This is a genomic window from Flavobacterium salilacus subsp. salilacus (genome assembly GCF_004634195.1).
Lineage (GTDB): Bacteria > Bacteroidota > Bacteroidia > Flavobacteriales > Flavobacteriaceae > Flavobacterium > Flavobacterium salilacus.
On record NZ_SKBP01000007.1, the window covers coordinates 120,090 to 139,480 of the forward strand.

A 19,391-nucleotide genomic window follows, 5' to 3' on the forward strand; every position below is an offset into this window, starting at 1 on the left:
TGGATTTTATTTTAGCTAAATTTATAAAATAAAATCTTGCCATGAGTATATTAAAAACCTCCCTGATACAAACCTCCCTCACTTGGGAAAACCATCAAGCGAACCGCGACAACTTTACCGAAAAGATAAACAGTATAGAAAGTACCGACCTGATACTGCTACCCGAAATGTTTGCCACAGGGTTTACCATGCAGCCCGAAGGCGTAGCCGAAACCATGAGCGGCAAATCGGTACAGTGGATGCAGGAAATGGCGGTAGCGAAAGACTGCGCCATAACGGGGAGTTTGGTTATTGCCGAAAACGGTAACTATTACAATAGGTTGTTATTTGTGTATCCTGACGGGAGTTATACAACGTATGACAAACGCCACCTGTTTACCCTTGCGGGCGAGGAGAAGCATTATACCGCAGGCAGCGACAGGCTTGTTATAGCATACAAAGGCTGGAAGATATGCCCGCTGGTGTGTTATGACCTTCGGTTTCCTGTTTTCTCTCGTAATACGGTAGATTTTGATTTGTTGCTGTATGTGGCAAACTGGCCGCAAGTGCGCATACAGGCTTGGGATGCTTTACTAAAAGCGCGCGCCATTGAAAATATGTGTTATACAGCAGGCGTAAACCGTATAGGGCAGGACAATAACGGGCACAATTACAGCGGTCACTCGCAAGTGGTAGATGGTTTAGGCGACTACTTGTTAGAGCCTTTTGCCTACGAAGATGTTTTGACTGTTGAACTGGACAAAACCGAGCTGGACAAAGCCCGTAAAAAGTTCGGGTTTCTTCATGACAGGGATAGTTTTACCCTCCAAGGTTAAACTCCTCGTTTACATCCCATAAGGCAAGTAGTTTTATAGGCTCGCCTTTTCTGTAAATAACCTGTTCCGGTTGCTTTTTTTCGAGGTAATTGCCCGTATCCCACTCGCCATTGCCGTTATCATCATAAATTACGCGCAGTATATACTGGTCGGGCAGCATGGCATCAAAGTTTATTTGCGTTTCGCCTTCCGAATAATATTCGGCTTTTACTTCCTCGCTGGCGTTTAATACCTGTAATATCAGGGGGAATCGGTTTACGTTTGCCAGCTTTATTCGCAGGTTTCCGTAGTCGTTCAAACTTCGGGTGCTGAGGTTGTAAGTGAGCGTGTCATTTTCTTTTTCATAAAAATCGCGCAGCGCACCCGGCATCAGCGTAAAGGCGTATTTTTGGTCTTCTTCCTTTTCAAAATCAAATACCAGTTCCTGCTTAAAATCGTCATACACATAGGTGTAGGGCACAGCGGTAGAGTCTTTACGGATAAGGCTTATTTTGGTACTGTCTATAGCGGTTAAGGGTGTCGTGGTATTCAGGGTAAACTTTTCACGAAAATGTAGTCCGCCCTTTTGTACGGCAGTTACCAAAAGCGAGTCGGCAGCCTTCATTTCTTTAAATTTAATAACAAAATCCTTTATCGAGTCGCGGTAAGCCATATTCACGCTAAGCGAATCGGCTGTAATGTTGCGGGGCAACCATACCTGTACCGAGTCTTTATCCTTCACGTTGGTAGTTAGGGTTTCTATAGCTTCGTTGGTAGCGGCATTGGCTACTTTTATTTTAATGTCTTTTCCTATTGCTGTTCCTTCATACCCGGCAATGAGCCTGTTAGCGTTTTCCTGTTTCGGCTTTTTGGCGTTAAAGGGTAATTTTTCCTTAAATAATTCTAACTGATACAATGTATCGTTAGGTACGGTTATAGTATAGGGCAGAAAAGCAATTTTGTCGCTCTTTGGGTCATAACGGTAGTTATTGTTATCATCTTTTATTGCAAACAAGCGATACCTGCCTTCTTTAAGGTTTTCTAACGAATACATCGTCATACTGTCGAGGGTATTGGTAACGTAACGCGGACGCTCTTTAAACACGGTAGAGTCGTTATACGTTTCGTTATCCTCATATAACATTAGGGTAACAAAATTATCAGTTTTTTGGCTAAAGGCATCCTTAATTTTTCCGCCCAGTGTGAGCGAGTCAATGTATGTTCCTGTCGAGAATACAAATTTAAACTGCGAGTAGGGGTTACCCTCATTATTATCGGTAATGCTTTGCCCAAAGTTAAAACTGTAGGTAGTGTTGGGTTGCAGTGTGTCCTTTATTTTTATACGGATATATTTACTTGCGCTGCCTGTGGGGGTAATAAGGGGTTGGTTTTCCATAGGCGGCGAAATAATGAGCTGTTTGTTTACATCCTTTATTTTGATGTACTCGTTAAAATCGACACGTATTTCAGTACCGTTAAACTGGGTACTCATGTTGCGTGGCGAGCTGCTTACCAGCACCGGTGCAATAGTATCCATCGAACCGCCTGTTATAGAGCCTCTTTTGGCACAACCTGTTAGCGACAGGGCAATAAATAATATATAAAGCAGAAATCGGTTCTTCAGCATGGTATATTCTTTAACTGCACAAAATAACGATTATATTCAGTTTAATTAAAATTTTTTTACACTTTCCCTTCTCTTTCGGAGAGGGGTTAGGAATGTGCATAGGCAATAGTTACAATGCTCAGTTTGCTGTCGGGGACTTTCAGCAAAGCCTTTCCGCACGACTCCAGCGTTGCTCCTGTAGTGATAACGTCGTCTATAAGCAAAAAGTGTTTACCGCTGTCGGCATCGGTAAAGTCAACATCAAAAGCACTGCCTATAATGGCTGCCCTTGCCGCGAGGTTCTTTTTGGTTTGCGTTTTGTTGTAGGTAGTACGCAGCAGTATATCTTCGTTATAGTTTACATTCAGCCCTTCGGCTAAAGCCTTACCAAATTCGGCAACCTGATTGTACCCGCGTTCGCGAAGCTTTTTAGGGTGTAGCGGTACGGGTATCACATCGGTAACCGATTGCAGTGCGGGTACACCCTTTAGTTCCTGAGCATACCATTGTCCCATGAGTTTACCAATGTCCTGCTGCCCTTTGTACTTGAGGTTGTGAATAAGCTGTTGTACCAATCCCTGTTTATGAAAATACAGTAACGCCGAAGCGTGCTCCAGTGGCAGCCTGCCGTAAAACCGCTTAAAAGTTTCGTTTTCTGCTGATAAATGATGTTGGGTATAAGGCATATTGTGCATACAGGCAATACATACTGTATATTCATTTTCCAGTAAAATGTTGCTGCAACCGGGGCAGGTTTTCGGGAAGAGTATGTTGGCAAGGCTTTTTAGCATAATAAAGTAATTATTTAGCGGTTTTAAAGATATAAAAAACACGATTTATCAGGTTTTTTAATTGAATATTTTTAAGCTCTCCCAACAGTATTTTGAGAATGCTATAAATCCTGTAAAAAGATACTGCTTTTACTTTTTTCTACTGATTTACTGCTATGATATATAATCGCTTTTTATATTTTTGCATCATGGCAAAACAAGAAGATATTTTTAAGAATGTAATTTCGCACGCAAAAGAATACGGGTATATATTCCCATCCAGCGAAATATATGACGGATTGAGCGCAGTGTATGACTATGGGCAGAACGGCGCCGAGTTGAAAAAGAACATCCGCGAGTACTGGTGGAAAGCAATGGTGCAAATGCACGAAAACATAGTGGGTATAGATGCCGCTATATTTATGCACCCTACCACGTGGAAGGCATCCGGTCACGTAGATGCGTTTAACGACCCGTTGATAGACAATAAAGACAGCAAAAAAAGATACAGGGCAGATGTGCTTATTGAGGATTATGCCGAGAAGCTGAACATTAAAGCCCAAAAAGAAATAGAAAAAGCCCAAAAACGTTTTGGTGAAGCCTTTAACGAAGAAGAGTTTGTTACTACTAACGAAAGGGTAGTGGGCTACCTCTCTAAAAGAGAGGAAATACTGAAACGTATGGGACACTCGCTGGAAACAGAGAACCTTGCTGATGTGAAAGCCCTGATTGAAGAGCTGGAAATTGCTGACCCTGACACGGGTAGCAAGAACTGGACAGAGGTGCGCCAGTTTAACCTGATGTTTGGTACAAAGCTGGGTGCTGAGGCAGCACACGCTATGGATTTGTACCTGCGCCCCGAAACGGCACAAGGTATATTTGTAAACTTCCTGAATGTGCAAAAAACAGGCAGGATGAAAATTCCGTTTGGTATTGCACAAACCGGTAAAGCGTTCCGTAATGAAATTGTAGCGCGTCAGTTCATCTTCCGTATGCGGGAGTTTGAACAAATGGAAATGCAGTTTTTTGTACGTCCCGGCGATGAAATGAAATGGTATGAGTACTGGAAAGAAACCCGCCTGAAATGGCACATGTCGTTAGGACTTGGTAAGGAAAATTACCGTTTTCACGACCACGATAAACTGGCACACTATGCCAATGCCGCTGCCGATATTGAGTTTAACTTCCCGTTCGGGTTTAAAGAGCTTGAGGGTATCCACTCCCGTACGGATTTTGACCTGAAAGCACACGAGGAGCATAGTGGTAAAAAACTACAGTTTTTTGATACTGAACTGAACCAAAACTATGTACCTTATGTAGTAGAAACCTCTGTAGGGCTGGACAGGATGTTCCTTGCAGTATTCGCCTCTTCATTAAAAGAAGAAACACTGGAAGATGGCTCCGAGCGTACTGTGTTGAGTCTTCCGGCTGTATTAGCCCCAACCAAAGCTGCGGTACTGCCATTGGTTAAAAAAGACGGACTGCCCGAAGTAGCACGCGAAATTATTGAAGACCTGAAATGGGACTTTAACGTGGCTTATGACGAGAAAGATGCTGTAGGTCGCCGTTACCGCAGGCAGGATGCGTTGGGTACGCCTTTCTGCATTACCGTTGACCACCAAACGCTGGAAGACCAAACGGTAACTATTCGCCATCGTGATAGTATGAAACAAGACAGAGTTGCCATATCTGAACTGAGAGGAATAATCAACGAAGAGGTTTCCGTAAGGAAATGGTTAATGAAGATGTAATAAAAAAGATTATAAAACTATATACAAAGCGGTTAAGAATATTTTTCTTAACCGCTTTTTTGTTAATATAAATCAGATATATTTGCCTTCAATAACGTTAAGTATATACCCAAAAATTAACCTATGAAAACACTAATTGTAATTGCGCTTACATTCCTGAGTACATTTTCGATAGCTCAAAATGTAATTGAATATAAAGGCGAAAAAATTAATGCGTTAGACGAAAATCATCAACCTACCGGAGTGTGGAAATTGTATGATGAGGAAAAACAACTTATGATTGTTACAGAATTTGAAAACGGTATTCCCGTTGCCCCTACAAAATACTATAAAGGCGATACACTTATAGCCGTTTACACTTATGAAGATGGATTTGAAATTTATAAAGATGGTAAAACGTATATAGCCGACTATTACAGAAGCCCCGACGGAAGACGAGCATTGGTAGATATTGACGGTAATGAGATAGAAAGCAGCGTCATGAAATACTTTTCTGATTCAGGTCAGATAATGCCTATGTATTATGGAGGGCAAGCTGAGATGTATAAATTTATAGGTGAAAATGTAAACCGCAAGTCAATTAAAAACAACAAGGGTAAGATCAAAGTAAAGTTTGTTATAGATGCCATCGGGGAAACTTCAGAAATTGAAGTTATAGAAAGTACCAACCCCAAACTGAATGAAGAAGCCAAAAGGCTGGTAAGCATCCTGCCCAGATGGCAGCCGGGGCATCAGGCGGGAGCTTTTGTAAAATGTCCTTATATTATTCCGATAACTATAAATTAGGATTAACCATTAGAGAGTTAGACTAAACTCACACTACATGCCCCACGCCATCACGAGAAGCTACAACCGAGCAATTTCCCGATAAAAGCACAATAAAAAGGGCTTTCTCAAAAGTGCTTATACAAGCATTTTTGTCATTCTGACGAAGGAAGAATCTCTTGTTTATTAAACGATTGAGATTCTTCACTCCATTACATTCCGTTCAGAATGACACTTTTGAGACAGCCTCTTTTTTACAGAATATAAATTAGCTTTTGCTCTCATTTATAACAGAAAGATATACTATATTCGCACCCACTTAATGTAAAATAAAAATTACTTATTTCTATGAAAAATAAACTCCTTTCGGCTCTTGCCGTACTATCGTTTTTAGCTTTTACAGGTTGCAGCGATGATGACTCTTCGGACAATTTTAACGGAGTAAACGGCGATACTGCCAAGCGTTATATTACCAAAGTAGTAGCAACAGCTAACGAAGAATCTTTACAAACCGAAACACTAATTGTAACCTACAATGCAGACGGCACTGTAAACACGGCATCTGATGGTACGGAAACCAATCTTTTCAGCTACGAAGGCGGAGAGCTTACTACTATAACAGGATCCGGTGATAACCTTATCGTGAATGATGTTATGAATACAGTATATGACGGGTATGAAGTGGGCGAGGTATTGGAATATGACAATGCCGGTAACCCAACAAAGCTGAGACTTTTTGAAAGAGATTATGATGGAAGTATCTATGCTTCATACACGGCAACCATTACTTATGACGCTAAGCCGAACCCTTATTTTTATACGCTTGAGGCTGCCGGTATTATTGATGTGCTTGATAATGTAGAGCTTAACTTTAGCATGACACCACAGGCAGAAGAAATTGTACTCGCTAAAAAACTTTTACCGGTAAATAATCCTTCAAAAGTGATTATTCGCGATGAAGATACTAACGAGGTTACCGGTCAGGTGACGGCTGTATATCAATACAACAGCGACAACTATCCTGTAATTGTTGAAATTACAGAGAAAGACAGGTATAACGATATATATACTTATACTGCTGCTTATACATACAAACAGTAAAGCGGAATAGCATAAAAATTAAAAAAACTCCCAATCGGGAGCTTTTTTAATTTTAGCTGAGTTTTAAAACTATTCTTCCATACTTATAGCATCCCAACCGCGCGCTTTAAGCGCAATTTTGGTGTTAGCGCGGGTTATCAGGTGTGCGCCTTCGCTTTCCTGCGTCATGTGCCCGATGATGGTAAAATTAGGGTTCGCCTTAATTTTCTCAAAATCCTCCATTTTTATGGTAAACAGCAGCTCATAATCTTCGCCACCGTTTAGGGCAACGGTAGTAATATCTATATTAAACTCCTCGCATACGTTTATCAGTTGCGGGTCAACAGGAATTTTATCTTCATACAGGTTACAGCCCACATTGCTGTGCTTGCACAGGTGCAATATCTCTGACGATAACCCGTCAGAAATATCAATCATCGCCGTAGGTTGTATTTCCAACGCTTTCAGCAGCTCTTTTACATCCTTGCGTGCTTCGGGTTTTAGCTGGCGTTCTATCAGGTACGTGTACGCATCAAGGTCGGGCTGATTGTTCGGGTTTACTTTAAACACCTCTTTTTCGCGCTCCAATACCTGAAGTCCCATATAGGCTGCGCCCACGTCGCCACTCACCACAAGCAGGTCGGTACTGCCCGCACCCACACGGTAGGTAATATCATCTTCTTCGGCTTCGCCAATGGCAGTTATCGAGATTATCATCCCTTTTTGCGATGAGGTCGTGTCGCCCCCCACAATATCCACTTCATATACTTTTGCCGCATGACGGATACCGCTATACAACTCCTCCAATGCTTCCAGCGGAAAACGGTTGGATACGGCTATGCTTACTGTTATTTGTGTAGGCTTGGCGTTCATGGCGCAAATGTCCGACAGGTTTACTACTACCGCTTTGTAGCCCAAATGTTTTAGGGGCATATAGGCAAGGTCAAAGTGTACACCCTCTACCAGCATATCGGTGCTTACTACCGTGCGCTTGTCTTTAAAGTCCAGCACGGCAGCATCATCGCCAATACCTTTCAGGGTGGTGGGCTGGTTTATCTCGATATCTTTGGTAAGGTGGTCTATCAGTCCGAACTCGCCCAAGCTGGAAAGGCTGGTGCGTTCTTGGTTTTTATCTTCTAACATAGCAGTCGAAAGTCGTAAAGTTTATAAAGTTGTAAAAGGCAAAGGTACAACTTAGTTAGAAAGTCATAAAGTCATAAACTCGTAAAGTTTAAAACGCTTAGGGTTTGTGGGTTATTTTATGTTTCAAGGAGTAATAGCGCAGTAACAAACTGTCATACAGCAATGCGAGTATTAAAAAGCAGCAGGCAACAAGCAATGTTTTTAGCGCTGTTTCTTTATACAGCAAGCCCCCTGCAATTCCGCCGGCAAAGAAAAACAGGATAATAGAAAGCTTTAGATAAATACCCCGTTTAAGCTGTTGCAGTTCGCGTTTTTCTTTATAAAAAAATAGTTGCGACAGTTCGATACCCAAGTCGGTAAACAAGCCTGTTAAATGCGTTGTCCTGACTACGGATTGTGAAACTTTTGTAACCAGCGAATTTTGCAGCCCCATTGCAAAAAGCAGTATGGCAGCAACATATTCGGGGTGTTGCAGTGCTTTGGGGTTTATAAAAAGAGCTACTCCGGCAATAATCAGTATTTCAATGATTATGGGTACGGCATAGGCTAATGATGGTTTTTTTCGGGAAACGAGTTCAACGGTAAGGTTCGAAATAAACGAACCTGCCAGAAAACATACTACATAGAAAATGCTTATTACGGCTATTTTATAATTATTGTTGATAAAGGCTTCCGAAAAAAACGCAAAATGCCCCGTTAAGTTGGTCGTGAGCGTGTTTAATGCCAGCAGCCCGCATATATTAACAATACCTGCCACAAACGATAGTATTGCAGCAAGCCTGAAGTTGTGCCGATACGCTCTTTTATTGCCTCTGTTTCTGAGCATTGGTGTAGGGTAAAAACTATAACAAAGTTACCGGATTTGGTTGTACTATGTAGGGGTTTTATACTATATTTTTGTAATGCAATAGTTTTACTCTTGCACTCTGTCATTGCGAGCGTAGTGCAACGGAGCGTGGCAATCTTTGTTTAGTAGTTTTTGGATCTATAAATTTTATTGAAACTATATTATTATACATCCTCATCTTCATTATTTTCGAGTTTCTCCATGTTTTCTAAACCTCGTTCTACCATCTCTTCTCCTTTATCTAATATTTTTTCAGACTTCTTTTCTAAAACTCTAGTTACTTTATCAATCCCAGGAAGTTTTTTGAGTCTTTCTACCGCAGATTCTAATTTATGGCTTTGTTCCAAAACATCCATTATAGGATGATCCGATTTTTCGTAATTTGATATTAATTTACCTGGATTTTCAGAATAAACTTGCATGAAGTCTTGAAGTAATTTTATTCTTAATTCATTAGATATAGGATTATCATCTAGGTCGTTTATTTGGGAAGATAAACCTTCAAAAGTTTTACTTAAAACTTCTTTGTGAGAATATTCTTCAATTAATCTTTTGGATAAATTCATTTTTTTGTTGGAAGAAAATGCAAGCCACAGAACAGGAAGATATAGAGGTATTATGGCTAAAACAATACGAGGTATTCGGTCTATCACATCATCTAACGTTTTATTCTGATTCAAAAAAACGATACTCAAAATAAATGGGATAGAAGAAACAAGAACAAGTCCAATTATACCGTTTCCAAACTGTTTCTTGTGTTTTTCATAGCTTGAATCTTCATCTTCTTTTTTCTTGGAGAAAGCATAACTTAATCCAGCAGTTAAAGCGTTTGGAAGCAACTTCTTTATTTTATCATTGATTTCAGAATGCTTTTCTTTCCATTCATTTTCTAATTTAAGATTCTTCTCTGCACTAGATTTAATAAAGGCTTCATAATTATCACTTGTTGTTTTTTCAATTAAAGATATTTGTTTTGTTAAAGAGTTAGATTTGATTTCAAGTTCTGTATAGGTTTCTTCCAACTCATCCTTAATTCCCGGAATGTGTGATGTTTCACCTGTTTCTTCATTTTCTTGCTCAAAGCCAGATATTTCTCGATATATATTATCTATTTCATTTTTTCTGGAAGTAATACCTCGTAATAATTGGTTTGATTTATTTTGATTTTCTTCAACTTGAGTAGTGAAATTTTCTAAATTTTCTAAACTGCTTGATAAATCTGGATACTTGTTAAAAATTTGAGTTATCTGTTCTATTCTTTCTTCAATTAAATCGATTTTACTAAGAATATCGCTTTTTGCATCATAAATTTCTTGTTTTCGTTCTCGAACGTCTATAATTTCTTCCTCTATATCATTTTTAAGAGTTGATAATTCATTTTTTATGTTTGAGATTTCTTCTTTTTGACCATTAATATTTTCAAGTATAGATGAGGCTTCTTCTTGCGTTTCTAAGGCTTTATTTCTGTATTCAGAAGTTTTCTTAGAAGCTTGTTTAGCTTCTCTTTCATAATCAGGAGAGCGTTTTTCAGCTTCGGTAATGGAGTTTTGTAGTTCTTTAAGTTTATTTAAAAAATGAATATCGTCTTTAGCTAGTTTTTCGATTTTATTTTCTAATGATACGATTTTTTTGTCAGTTTTTTCACTTCCGAATATTCCCATTATATAAAATTTAAATGTTTAGTAATTTGATTACCAATGTAGTGAAAAAATTAACATATTTAAAATTTATTTAACAAGAGTTCTTTTGTGTTTTTAACAAAAAACCCGATACATCAGTATCGGGTTCTATTATCTAAAATCTTAATTCTTTATACTTACTCCTCCCCTTTGAGGAGGGAGGGTGGGGCTATGTGCCAGAAATGAAAAGCCACCCTTGTATGTAAGTAAATATTTTTACATTGGACCTAGCATCATATAATAAAACATCAACAGAAAAAAGTAGTAGGATATAAGTCCAACAATAACTCCAATGCCAATATTCTTATAGCCTTCCTTTTTAATTAAAAATATTCCCACCTTTAGGCATAAAAGCAATGAAATTAAAATGAAAATATATATATGATCATAGAAGTTAATTAATAGAGATAATAGCCAAACTACTATGATTGTGGGAATACATCCTAATGCTATATCTGCTCCTTTGTCCATAAGCGCAATATAACAAAAAACCCGGCACATCTGCACGGGTTCTATTATCTAAAATCTATTATCTTTTTTCTACTCCTCCCCTTTGGGGAGGCTGGGTGGGGCTTACTCCTCCCTTATGGGGAGGCTGGGAGGGGCAGGGCTTAGTCGTTAAGCTTAAGCACCGCCATAAATGCCTCCTGCGGTATCTCTACGTTACCCACTTGGCGCATACGTTTTTTACCTTTTTTCTGTTTTTCCAGTAGTTTACGCTTACGCGATATATCGCCACCATAACATTTTGCGGTAACGTCTTTACGGAGTGCTTTAATAGTTTCTCGGCTGATAACCTTAACCCCGATAGCTGCCTGAATAGGAATATCGAACTGCTGGCGCGGTATAAGCTCCTTTAGCTTTTCGCACATTTTTTTACCAATGTGGTAAGCATTATCAGCATGTATCAGTGCCGAAAGCGCATCCACAGGCTGGGCGTTTAGCAGTATATCAACCTTCACAAGGTTAGACGTACGCATCCCTATAGGCGAGTAGTCAAACGAAGCATACCCTTTCGATACCGTTTTCAGTCGGTCATAAAAGTCAAATACAATTTCGGCAAGGGGCATATCAAACGTAAGCTCAACACGCTCGGGCGTAAGGTAGGTTTGGTTGGTAATAATACCGCGCTTTTCGATACACAGGCTCATTACCTGCCCCACAAAATCACTTTTGGTAATTATGGTTGCCTTGATGTACGGCTCTTCCACATGGTCCATTTTGCTTGGCTCAGGCAAGTCGCTTGGGTTGTTTACTATAATAATCGTGTCAGGATCTTTTTTGGTATAGGCATGGTACGACACGTTGGGTACGGTAGTAATAACCGTCATGTCAAACTCGCGCTCCAGTCGCTCCTGAATAATCTCCATGTGCAGCATTCCCAAAAATCCGCAACGGAAACCAAAGCCCAACGCTGCCGAGCTTTCGGGCGCAAATACCAACGAGGCATCGTTAAGCTGCAATTTCTCCATCGAGTTGCGCAGCTCTTCATAATCCTCAGTATCTACAGGGTAAATACCTGCAAATACCATTGGTTTTACATTTTCGAAACCGCCAATCATGTTTTGAGTAGGCGTTTTGGCATCGGTAATCGTGTCGCCCACTTTTACCTCGCGAGCTTCTTTTATACCGGATATAAGGTAACCCACATCGCCGGTTTTTATTTCCTGTTTGGGTACTTGGTTTAGTTTCAATGTTCCTACCTCGTCAGCAAAATACTCGTTGCCCGTAGCCATGAACTTAATTTTCTGCCCTTTGGTTATCGAGCCGTTTATAACCCTGAATATAACTTCGATGCCTCGAAACGGGTTATATACCGAGTCGAATATCAAAGCCTGTAACGGCTCGTCTTCCACACCCTTTGGTGGCGGAATTCGGTTGATGATGGCCTCCAGTATTTTATCTACACCCAGCCCTGTTTTACCACTGGCGGGTATAATGTCTTCATAATCGCAGCCCAACAGTTCGACAATATCATCGCTCACCTCTTCGGGGTTGGCACTTGGCAAGTCTATTTTGTTAAGTACGGGTATAATTTCAAGGTCGTTTTCCAGCGCAAGGTACAGGTTGCTTATGGTTTGTGCCTGTATGCTTTGTGCGGCATCTACTATAAGCAGCGCGCCTTCGCAAGCTGCTATAGAGCGCGATACCTCGTAAGAGAAATCTACGTGTCCCGGAGTGTCTATAAGGTTAAGGGTATATTTTTCACCATTGTGCATGTAATCCATCTGTATGGCATGGCTTTTTATGGTAATACCACGCTCACGCTCCAAATCCATATTGTCCAGAAGCTGCGCCTGTTGTTCGCGCGCGGTTACCGTTTGTGTGGCATCCAGCAGCCTGTCCGCCAGGGTACTTTTACCGTGGTCGATATGGGCAATAATGCAAAAATTCCTTATGTTCTTCATCTTCGTCGTTTATCAGTTGCGGGCATGCCCGAAGCGGCTATGCTAAAGGGAGCCAATTAATCGGCAAATATAGTTAAAGTTAGTGAGTTACAAAGCAGCCTTTAGCGCAATAAAAAATTTAATGATAAGGCATAAAAAAACACTTGTTGGGGGAACAAGTGTTTCGTAAAAAAAATAGAAAGTAAAAAAATTAATTTTGTTTATTGGATTCAGATGTATTGTCTTTCTTACACTGCAAATGTAGGTGCAATAAAATTGATTTTTACGATTATCCTATTGTATTAATCGATACAATTATCGAAAAATAGTATAGCCGTTTGGCAATGGTAAATACTACTATTGTAAAATATTGTAATTTTGCACAAAATGAAAGAGATGATCAGGATAGGAAATATAGAATTGCCCGATTTTCCGTTGTTGCTTGCACCAATGGAGGATGTGAGCGACCCGCCGTTTCGCAGGTTGTGCAAGCTGCATGGTGCCGACCTTATGTACAGCGAGTTCATTTCGTCGGAAGGATTAATTCGTGATGCGATGAAAAGCCGACAAAAACTGGATATTTTTGACTATGAACGCCCTGTGGGCATACAGATATTTGGCGGTGATGAAGAGGCAATGGCGCTCTCGGCAAAAATAGTCGAAGCCGTAAACCCCGATATTGTAGATATCAACTTTGGCTGCCCCGTAAAAAAAGTGGTGTGCAAAGGCGCAGGCGCAGGGGTGCTAAAGGATATCGACCTTATGGTGCGCCTTACTAAGGCGGTGGTAGATAGTACTCACCTTCCGGTAACGGTAAAAACCCGACTGGGTTGGGACGAAAATTCGATTAACATCGATGAGGTTGCCGAACGATTACAGGATGTAGGCATAAAGGCACTAACAATACACGGGCGTACACGTGCGCAAATGTATAAGGGTGAAGCCGACTGGGAACCTATTGCCCGAGTAAAGAATAACCCGCGCATAACTATGCCTGTTTTTGGTAATGGCGATATAGACAGCCCCGAAAAAGCATTAGAATATAAAAACAAATACGGACTGGACGGTATCATGATAGGGCGTGCTGCCATAGGCTACCCTTGGATATTTAACGAGATAAAACACTTTTTTGCCACAGGCGAACACCTGCCTGCCCCAACTATAGAGGATAGGGTAGAGGCAGCCCGCAACCACCTCACATGGTCGATAGACTGGAAAGGCGAACGCGTAGGTGTGGTAGAAACCCGCAGGCATTATACCAACTACTTTAAAGGCATACCGCACTTTAAAGAATACCGACAACGTATGGTAACGCTGGATAACCCCGCCGATGTATATGCGGTAATGGATGAGGTATTGGAGAAGTTTAGCAATACCCAAACAGTTTAAATAAAATTAATACCTCAAATTATAATAGTTGTATATTTACACGAATATTTGAACATTTATTCTACAATTTTACATGAAAACCTCACAGATAAAAATACAGACACATAATTTTAGAGCAATAAATAAAGCAGATATAATTATTGATGGAATTACTGTTGTAGCAGGTGAGAATGGGAGTGGTAAAAGTACTATGTCTAAACTTTTATATTATTTATATAAAACAGTATCAAATTATAACAACCTTATTAGTAAGGATTTAGAGGATAAGTTAAGGGATGTAAGCCGTTTTTTGGAAATAATTGCTTTTGAGCGTCATTCTTCTAAAGAAAATGAATTAGAAGAAGAACAACTTATAAGAGATTATTATTCACTATTTCAAGGAAATATGCTAACAGAAGAACGCATGAATAAATGGGTGTCTGTATTAGATAAAGTATATAGAATTTTTTACTCTGAAGATACTCAACATAGAAATATAAAGAGTTTTACTAGGTTGACAAGGTTTAAGTTTATTTTAAAGGATATTTTAGACGATAATAATATATCGATAGAATCAGAGAATACAGAGTTACAGTTTCAAAAAATCATTGATCTCGTTAAATCTATTTTCGATGATGCTTTTAATAAAAAGAAATTTAGACCCAGTTCATTATTCATTGATGAATTAGAAACAGTTTTTGGTATAGTAAATTTGCCTGAAAAGTTTGAAGTTCAGGAATATGGAGAAACAATATTTTCATCTGATAAAGACCGACTTGCAATTCCTTATTCTATACAAAATGCTATTTATATAGACACACCAATGGTAATAGGTAGCAGCTCTGATAATGAATATTGGGAAGATTTAAATGAGTTGTTGAGAAAAAAAGGAAAACTTAATAACTCTCAAATTTCTCAACTTATTAGTAAGGAAATAATAAAAGGAGACATTTCTATAGAAGATAATGATTTTTCTATCAGTGATTTTTTTTATAAGAGGGCAGATGGTTCTATTTATAATTTATTAGATTGTGCTACAGGTATCAAGTCATTTGGAATTATCCAATTACTATTAAAGAATGGTAGCTTAACAGATAAAACGCTATTAATCATAGATGAGCCTGAATCTCATCTTCATCCCCAATGGATTATTGAATATGCTAGATTGATAGTTCTTTTGAATAAAGAAATAGGAGTTAAATTTTTTATTCCAAGTCATAATCCTGATATGGTAAGTGCAATAAAATCTATTTCCGAAAAAGAAGGTATACTCGATGAGGTTAACTTTTATATTGCTAAAACAGAAGAAAAAGAGTACCAATATGATTATATTCATTTAGGAACTGACATTGAGCCTATATTTGAGTCTTTTAATATTGCATTAGATAGAATTAATAAATATGGGATATAAATGAAATATTGTAAAAATATAACTGAAGCCCATCCTTTTATCATGGAATGTAGTAATTCTCTAATAAAAATAGAAAAATTACTTGTAAATGAAGGCTTAAAAGGGGCTAATCCTTTTACTGATACAGAACATTTAGTAGTAAATATGGATCATGTTGAAACGTATTTTGCTAAAAAGGAGAAAAGAAATGAAAGGAGTTCAATGGATTTTAGTTTTGGAATCTCTTCACCTTCTGAAAAATATGTTTTAGCCGAGTTACGTTTTAATTATAAAAAGATTACAAATATTAGTAAAGTAGACTTAATACATAAGGTAGAAGGCTCTATAACAACACTAAAAGGTAAAGTTGAACTTAACTCAGAGTACCTTTTTATATTTCAATCTAATCAAAAAGAACAGGCAAGAAGCCTGTTCTATAGAAATTTAAGAATGCCCAAGAATTATCTTGTGAAAGATGTCACGGAATTAAAAACAGATTTTTTCTCTTAAGCTTGAAATTGCTTATTTAAACCTCGACTTCTTTCCATTTTCCCCTTCTGAAAAGGATAATACTCGCTATCGTAATAGCGGTTTCCGAAACCGGAATGGCTATAAAAACTCCTACAGGACCAAGCTCAAAAACCTTTGCCAGCATATAGGCAAGCGGTATCTGGAACAGCCAGAACCCAAAGAAGTTAATGCGTGTAGGCGTTTTGGTATCGCCCGCCCCGTTAAAGGCGTTTATCAGTACCATACCTGCACCATAAAACACAAAAGCCACACTCAATATTTTAATAGCCTGTACGGCTATATCGTGCACGTGGGCATTGTTGGTAAAAAACCACATAATAGGCTCGGCAGCAAGGAAAGTTATCCCTGTTATAGAAGCCATATAAATAATGTTATATTTTGCCGTTACAAATACCGAACGTTCGGCACGATCTACCTGTTTTGCACCAAGGTTTTGCCCTACCAGTGTGGCAGCAGCATTACTTAGCCCCCATGCGGGCAGCAGGAAAAACATCATAATGCGCAAGGCACTCTGGTAGCCAGCCGAGCCTTCATCGCCACCCGTAGTTGCCACTAATTGCGCCAAAAATATCCAACTGCACGATGCAATTACAAACTGCATTACACCCGGAGCAGCAATTTTTACCAATGCTTTTATTTGTTCCCAATGCGGAAGGAAGTAGGAAGCTGCAACCTTGAGCATGCCTTTGCCGTTAAACAGGTTATGGAGCTGATAGCTTACGCCAATACCCCGCCCTATGGTGGTTGCAATAGCAGCACCCGTAAGCCCGTAGCCCAGTACATTAATAAAGATAGGGCATAGTATAATGTTGCAAATATTGGCTATCCAAAGGCTTTTCATGGCTATGGCAGCATTACCCGCCCCGCGAAATATACCATTGAAGAGGAACAGCAGCATAATAACAAAACTGCCACCCATCATTATCTGGACAAAGTCAGTTCCAAACTCTGCCGATGCTTGCGATGAACCCATCAACAGTAAAATATCGGTAGCATATATAAACCCGAAAAAAGCAATAACGGCGTTTACGGCTACGGCTACTATTATAGCCTGCATGCCGGCGCGTGCTGCCGCTTCAGGATTTTTTTCGCCCACACGGCGCGCCACTACTGCCGTGGCAGCCATGCTCATCCCTATGGCTATGGAATATATAATAGTAAGTACCGACTCGGTAAGCCCTACGGTTTGTACTGCAAAACTGCTGTTTTCCAGATGCCCCACAAAATAAAGATCGACCAGTGCAAATACTGATTCCATCATCATTTCGAGCATCATGGGTATAGCCAGCAATAGTACCGCCCTGCGAATGCTTCCTTGTGTAAAATCGATATTGCCGCCTGTAAGCGACTGTTTCAGTAAGGTGAAAAATCGGGAAAACGTACTTTTCCCCTGTATAATTTGTGCCATTTTTTGTTGGTATGTTGATTGAAAAAAATTAATAATAGTATAACAGGCAATAAAAGATAATGCCTACTTGTTTTTTGCGAAAAGTGTTTGTCCTTACATTATCGGGTACGGACAGCAAAAACTATCATAATTCGGAAGTATATGACTGCAAAAATATAAGAAAATATAAAAATCAATCTAAAAGTTCTATGAATTTTCAAGCAATTTGTTATTCACGCGGTTGGCAGCAAGCCAGGAGGCGAGTATGCCCAGTGTGTATATAGTGGCTATGACTATGAGTATATTAACAAAAGTAAACTGTACCGGGTAGGCAAGAGTATCAGTAAGCATAATAAGGCTGTAATGCTGTTGTGCCAGTACCACACTAACGCTTATGGCAAGCCCTATGAGTACCCCAAGTGTGGTAATAAATATACCTTGATATAAAAAGATGTTGCGCAGCTCGGTTACGGTTGTACCCAGGCTGTAGAGTGTTTTTATGTTTTCGCGTTTGTCCAGTATCAGCATGATGAGTGCGCCGGCAAGGCAAAACAGTGTCATTACCACTACCAGTGAACAAAACAGGTAGGTAACCAAATTTTCGGCATTCAGCATTTTGTAGAGTGAAGCGTTTAGCTGTATTCGGTTTTTAATGGCTATTTTTCCTTTAAATATGGTGTTTAGCTTTTCTCTTACCGTTTCCTCATTAGCACCGGGAGTAAGTTTCAGTTCTATTGCCGTTATTTGTTCCGGTTTAAACTGCAATAATTCCTGTGTAAGCCCAAGATCGGCAAATACATATTTGCTGTCCACATCATCGTTTACAGAGTATATGCCTATGGGTATAAGCGTAGCTTTTTTGAAACCGTCTTCGGGCGACTTTATAAGTCCTTTACCCGGTTTGGGTACATATACCTCCAATGCATTATTGAAGTCGAATAACCCCATAGACAGTTTCGACATAATGCCATAGCCTATCACTACCTGGCTGGTTTCGGGTTGCAGCCAGTTGCCTTGTATTACCTTTTCTTTAATGGGGTTTACGTCAGTATATATACTGTCAACACCTTTCAGGTAGGCGACCTGTTCTTTACCGTCATAATAAAAAAGTACGCGCTCTTCGGCTATCTTGGTGTAGTGGGTTATTCCTGCCGTTTTTTTCAGCTCCTGTTCCTGCTGTGCCGATATGGTAAACGATTTTCCCAACGCGGGGGCAACCCTTAGTTCCGGGTCGGTAGCGTTGGTAAAGGATACGGTAAACTCCCGCAGTCCGCTAAATGCCGACATTATTATAAACAGTGCTGCGGTACTGGCTATAATGCCCAATGCCGCAATGGCGGTAATAATATTTACCGCAGAGCTTTTACTCCTGCTTATAGTGTATCGTCTGGCTATGTATAGGGAGAAGCTCAAATTGGGTTGTTATGATTTTTTGCGTCTGTCCAGCAATTCCGGGTTGGTAATAGGGTTGTTTTCGCCTTTTAGCTCGTTGTCTATTTTTTCTATCTGGTCGAGTGTGTCGTCGATATAAAAAATAAGGTTCGGCACTTTGCGCAATTGCATTTTTACGCGTTGCGAAAGGTCGTGTTTTATGAGCGGCGTGTTAGACCGTATTGCTGCCAGCAGTTCAGCTCCTTTATCGGTAGGGAAAATGCTGAGATATACCTTTGCTATAGAAAGGTCGCTGGTAACGTTTACTTTTGATATTGATATGATGAGGTTGCTAATGTTGTTTTTGCGCACCTCGCCCTGAAGGATATCTACTAAATCCTTTTGCAGCAGTGTGCCTATTTTTTTCTGCCTGTTTGTTTCCATAGTGCAAAAGTACTCAATTTATGGTTTCGGGTTTACAGTTCGCTGTGCAAAGTTGCACACGTGACTGCAATATATCAC

At 39.7% G+C, this 19,391-nt stretch carries 16 protein-coding genes; 7 read left to right on the forward strand and 9 right to left on the reverse strand.

The features are described from left to right. The first annotated feature begins 41 nt into the window (after positions 1-41). A complete protein-coding gene (locus tag E0W68_RS10015; protein WP_135219292.1) occupies positions 42-815 on the forward strand; it encodes an amidohydrolase in 774 nt (257 codons plus the stop codon). Here the strand turns inward: E0W68_RS10015 and E0W68_RS10020 are convergent. Then, on the reverse strand, positions 799-2,421 hold the full coding sequence (locus E0W68_RS10020) for an Ig-like domain-containing protein (protein WP_135219293.1): 1,623 nt from the start codon (positions 2,419-2,421) through the stop codon (positions 799-801). The two genes, E0W68_RS10015 and E0W68_RS10020, sit on opposite strands and share 17 nt — an antisense overlap. Positions 2,422-2,507: 86 nt before the next feature. Further along, a complete protein-coding gene (locus E0W68_RS10025) occupies positions 2,508-3,191 on the reverse strand; it encodes a ComF family protein (RefSeq protein WP_135219294.1) in 684 nt (227 codons plus the stop codon). Positions 3,192-3,379: 188 nt separating this feature from the next. Here E0W68_RS10025 and E0W68_RS10030 point away from each other — a divergent pair, with 188 nt between their 5' ends. From E0W68_RS10030 to E0W68_RS10040, 3 genes are all read left to right on the forward strand, one after another. Then, positions 3,380-4,921, forward strand: a complete 1,542-nt coding sequence (locus tag E0W68_RS10030) for a glycine--tRNA ligase (protein ID WP_135219295.1) — start codon at positions 3,380-3,382, stop codon at positions 4,919-4,921. 123 nt (positions 4,922-5,044) lie between these two features. After that, complete coding sequence (locus E0W68_RS10035) at positions 5,045-5,707, forward strand: energy transducer TonB (protein ID WP_135219296.1); 663 nt, start codon at positions 5,045-5,047, stop codon at positions 5,705-5,707. Positions 5,708-6,034: 327 nt separating this feature from the next. Further along, entirely contained in the window at positions 6,035-6,787 is a 753-nt protein-coding gene (locus E0W68_RS10040) for a hypothetical protein (protein ID WP_135219297.1), read from the forward strand. Positions 6,788-6,856: 69 nt separating this feature from the next. Here E0W68_RS10040 and thiL read toward each other — a convergent pair whose 3' ends face one another. From thiL to lepA, 4 genes are all read right to left on the reverse strand, one after another. Beyond that, positions 6,857-7,909 carry a thiamine-phosphate kinase gene (gene thiL / locus E0W68_RS10045; protein ID WP_135219298.1) on the reverse strand — a complete coding sequence of 351 codons (1,053 nt, stop codon included), beginning with the start codon at positions 7,907-7,909 and terminating at the stop codon, positions 6,857-6,859. A 97-nt stretch (positions 7,910-8,006) separates the two neighbouring features. Beyond that, complete coding sequence (locus E0W68_RS10050) at positions 8,007-8,735, reverse strand: YoaK family protein (RefSeq protein ID WP_135219299.1); 729 nt, start codon at positions 8,733-8,735, stop codon at positions 8,007-8,009. Between the two features lie 185 nt (positions 8,736-8,920). Beyond that, on the reverse strand, positions 8,921-10,417 hold the full coding sequence (locus tag E0W68_RS10055) for a hypothetical protein (protein ID WP_135219300.1): 1,497 nt from the start codon (positions 10,415-10,417) through the stop codon (positions 8,921-8,923). A 629-nt stretch (positions 10,418-11,046) separates the two neighbouring features. Then, complete coding sequence (lepA, locus tag E0W68_RS10060; protein WP_135219301.1) at positions 11,047-12,843, reverse strand: translation elongation factor 4; 1,797 nt, start codon at positions 12,841-12,843, stop codon at positions 11,047-11,049. A 375-nt stretch (positions 12,844-13,218) separates the two neighbouring features. On the opposite strand from lepA, the gene dusB reads away from it, so the two are divergent. From dusB to E0W68_RS10075, 3 genes are all read left to right on the forward strand, one after another. Then, entirely contained in the window at positions 13,219-14,211 is a 993-nt protein-coding gene (gene dusB, locus E0W68_RS10065) for a tRNA dihydrouridine synthase DusB (RefSeq protein WP_135219317.1), read from the forward strand. Positions 14,212-14,284: 73 nt separating this feature from the next. Next, positions 14,285-15,601 (forward strand): AAA family ATPase, encoded by a 1,317-nt coding sequence (locus tag E0W68_RS10070; RefSeq protein WP_135219302.1) that lies wholly within the window; start codon positions 14,285-14,287, stop codon positions 15,599-15,601. After that, positions 15,602-16,090: a hypothetical protein gene (locus E0W68_RS10075; RefSeq protein ID WP_135219303.1), complete on the forward strand. Its 489-nt coding sequence runs from the start codon at positions 15,602-15,604 to the stop codon at positions 16,088-16,090. Positions 16,091-16,106: 16 nt separating this feature from the next. Here the strand turns inward: E0W68_RS10075 and E0W68_RS10080 are convergent, their stop codons facing one another. The 3 genes from E0W68_RS10080 to rbfA all read right to left on the reverse strand — a co-directional run bounded on the left by E0W68_RS10080 (position 16,107) and on the right by rbfA (position 19,313). After that, complete coding sequence (locus E0W68_RS10080; RefSeq protein WP_135219304.1) at positions 16,107-17,519, reverse strand: MATE family efflux transporter; 1,413 nt, start codon at positions 17,517-17,519, stop codon at positions 16,107-16,109. Positions 17,520-17,705: 186 nt separating this feature from the next. Next, positions 17,706-18,911, reverse strand: a complete 1,206-nt coding sequence (locus E0W68_RS10085) for an ABC transporter permease (protein ID WP_135219305.1) — start codon at positions 18,909-18,911, stop codon at positions 17,706-17,708. A gap of 9 nt (positions 18,912-18,920) precedes the next feature. Then, positions 18,921-19,313 (reverse strand): 30S ribosome-binding factor RbfA, encoded by a 393-nt coding sequence (gene rbfA, locus E0W68_RS10090; protein WP_135219306.1) that lies wholly within the window; start codon positions 19,311-19,313, stop codon positions 18,921-18,923. Positions 19,314-19,391: the final 78 nt, after the last annotated feature.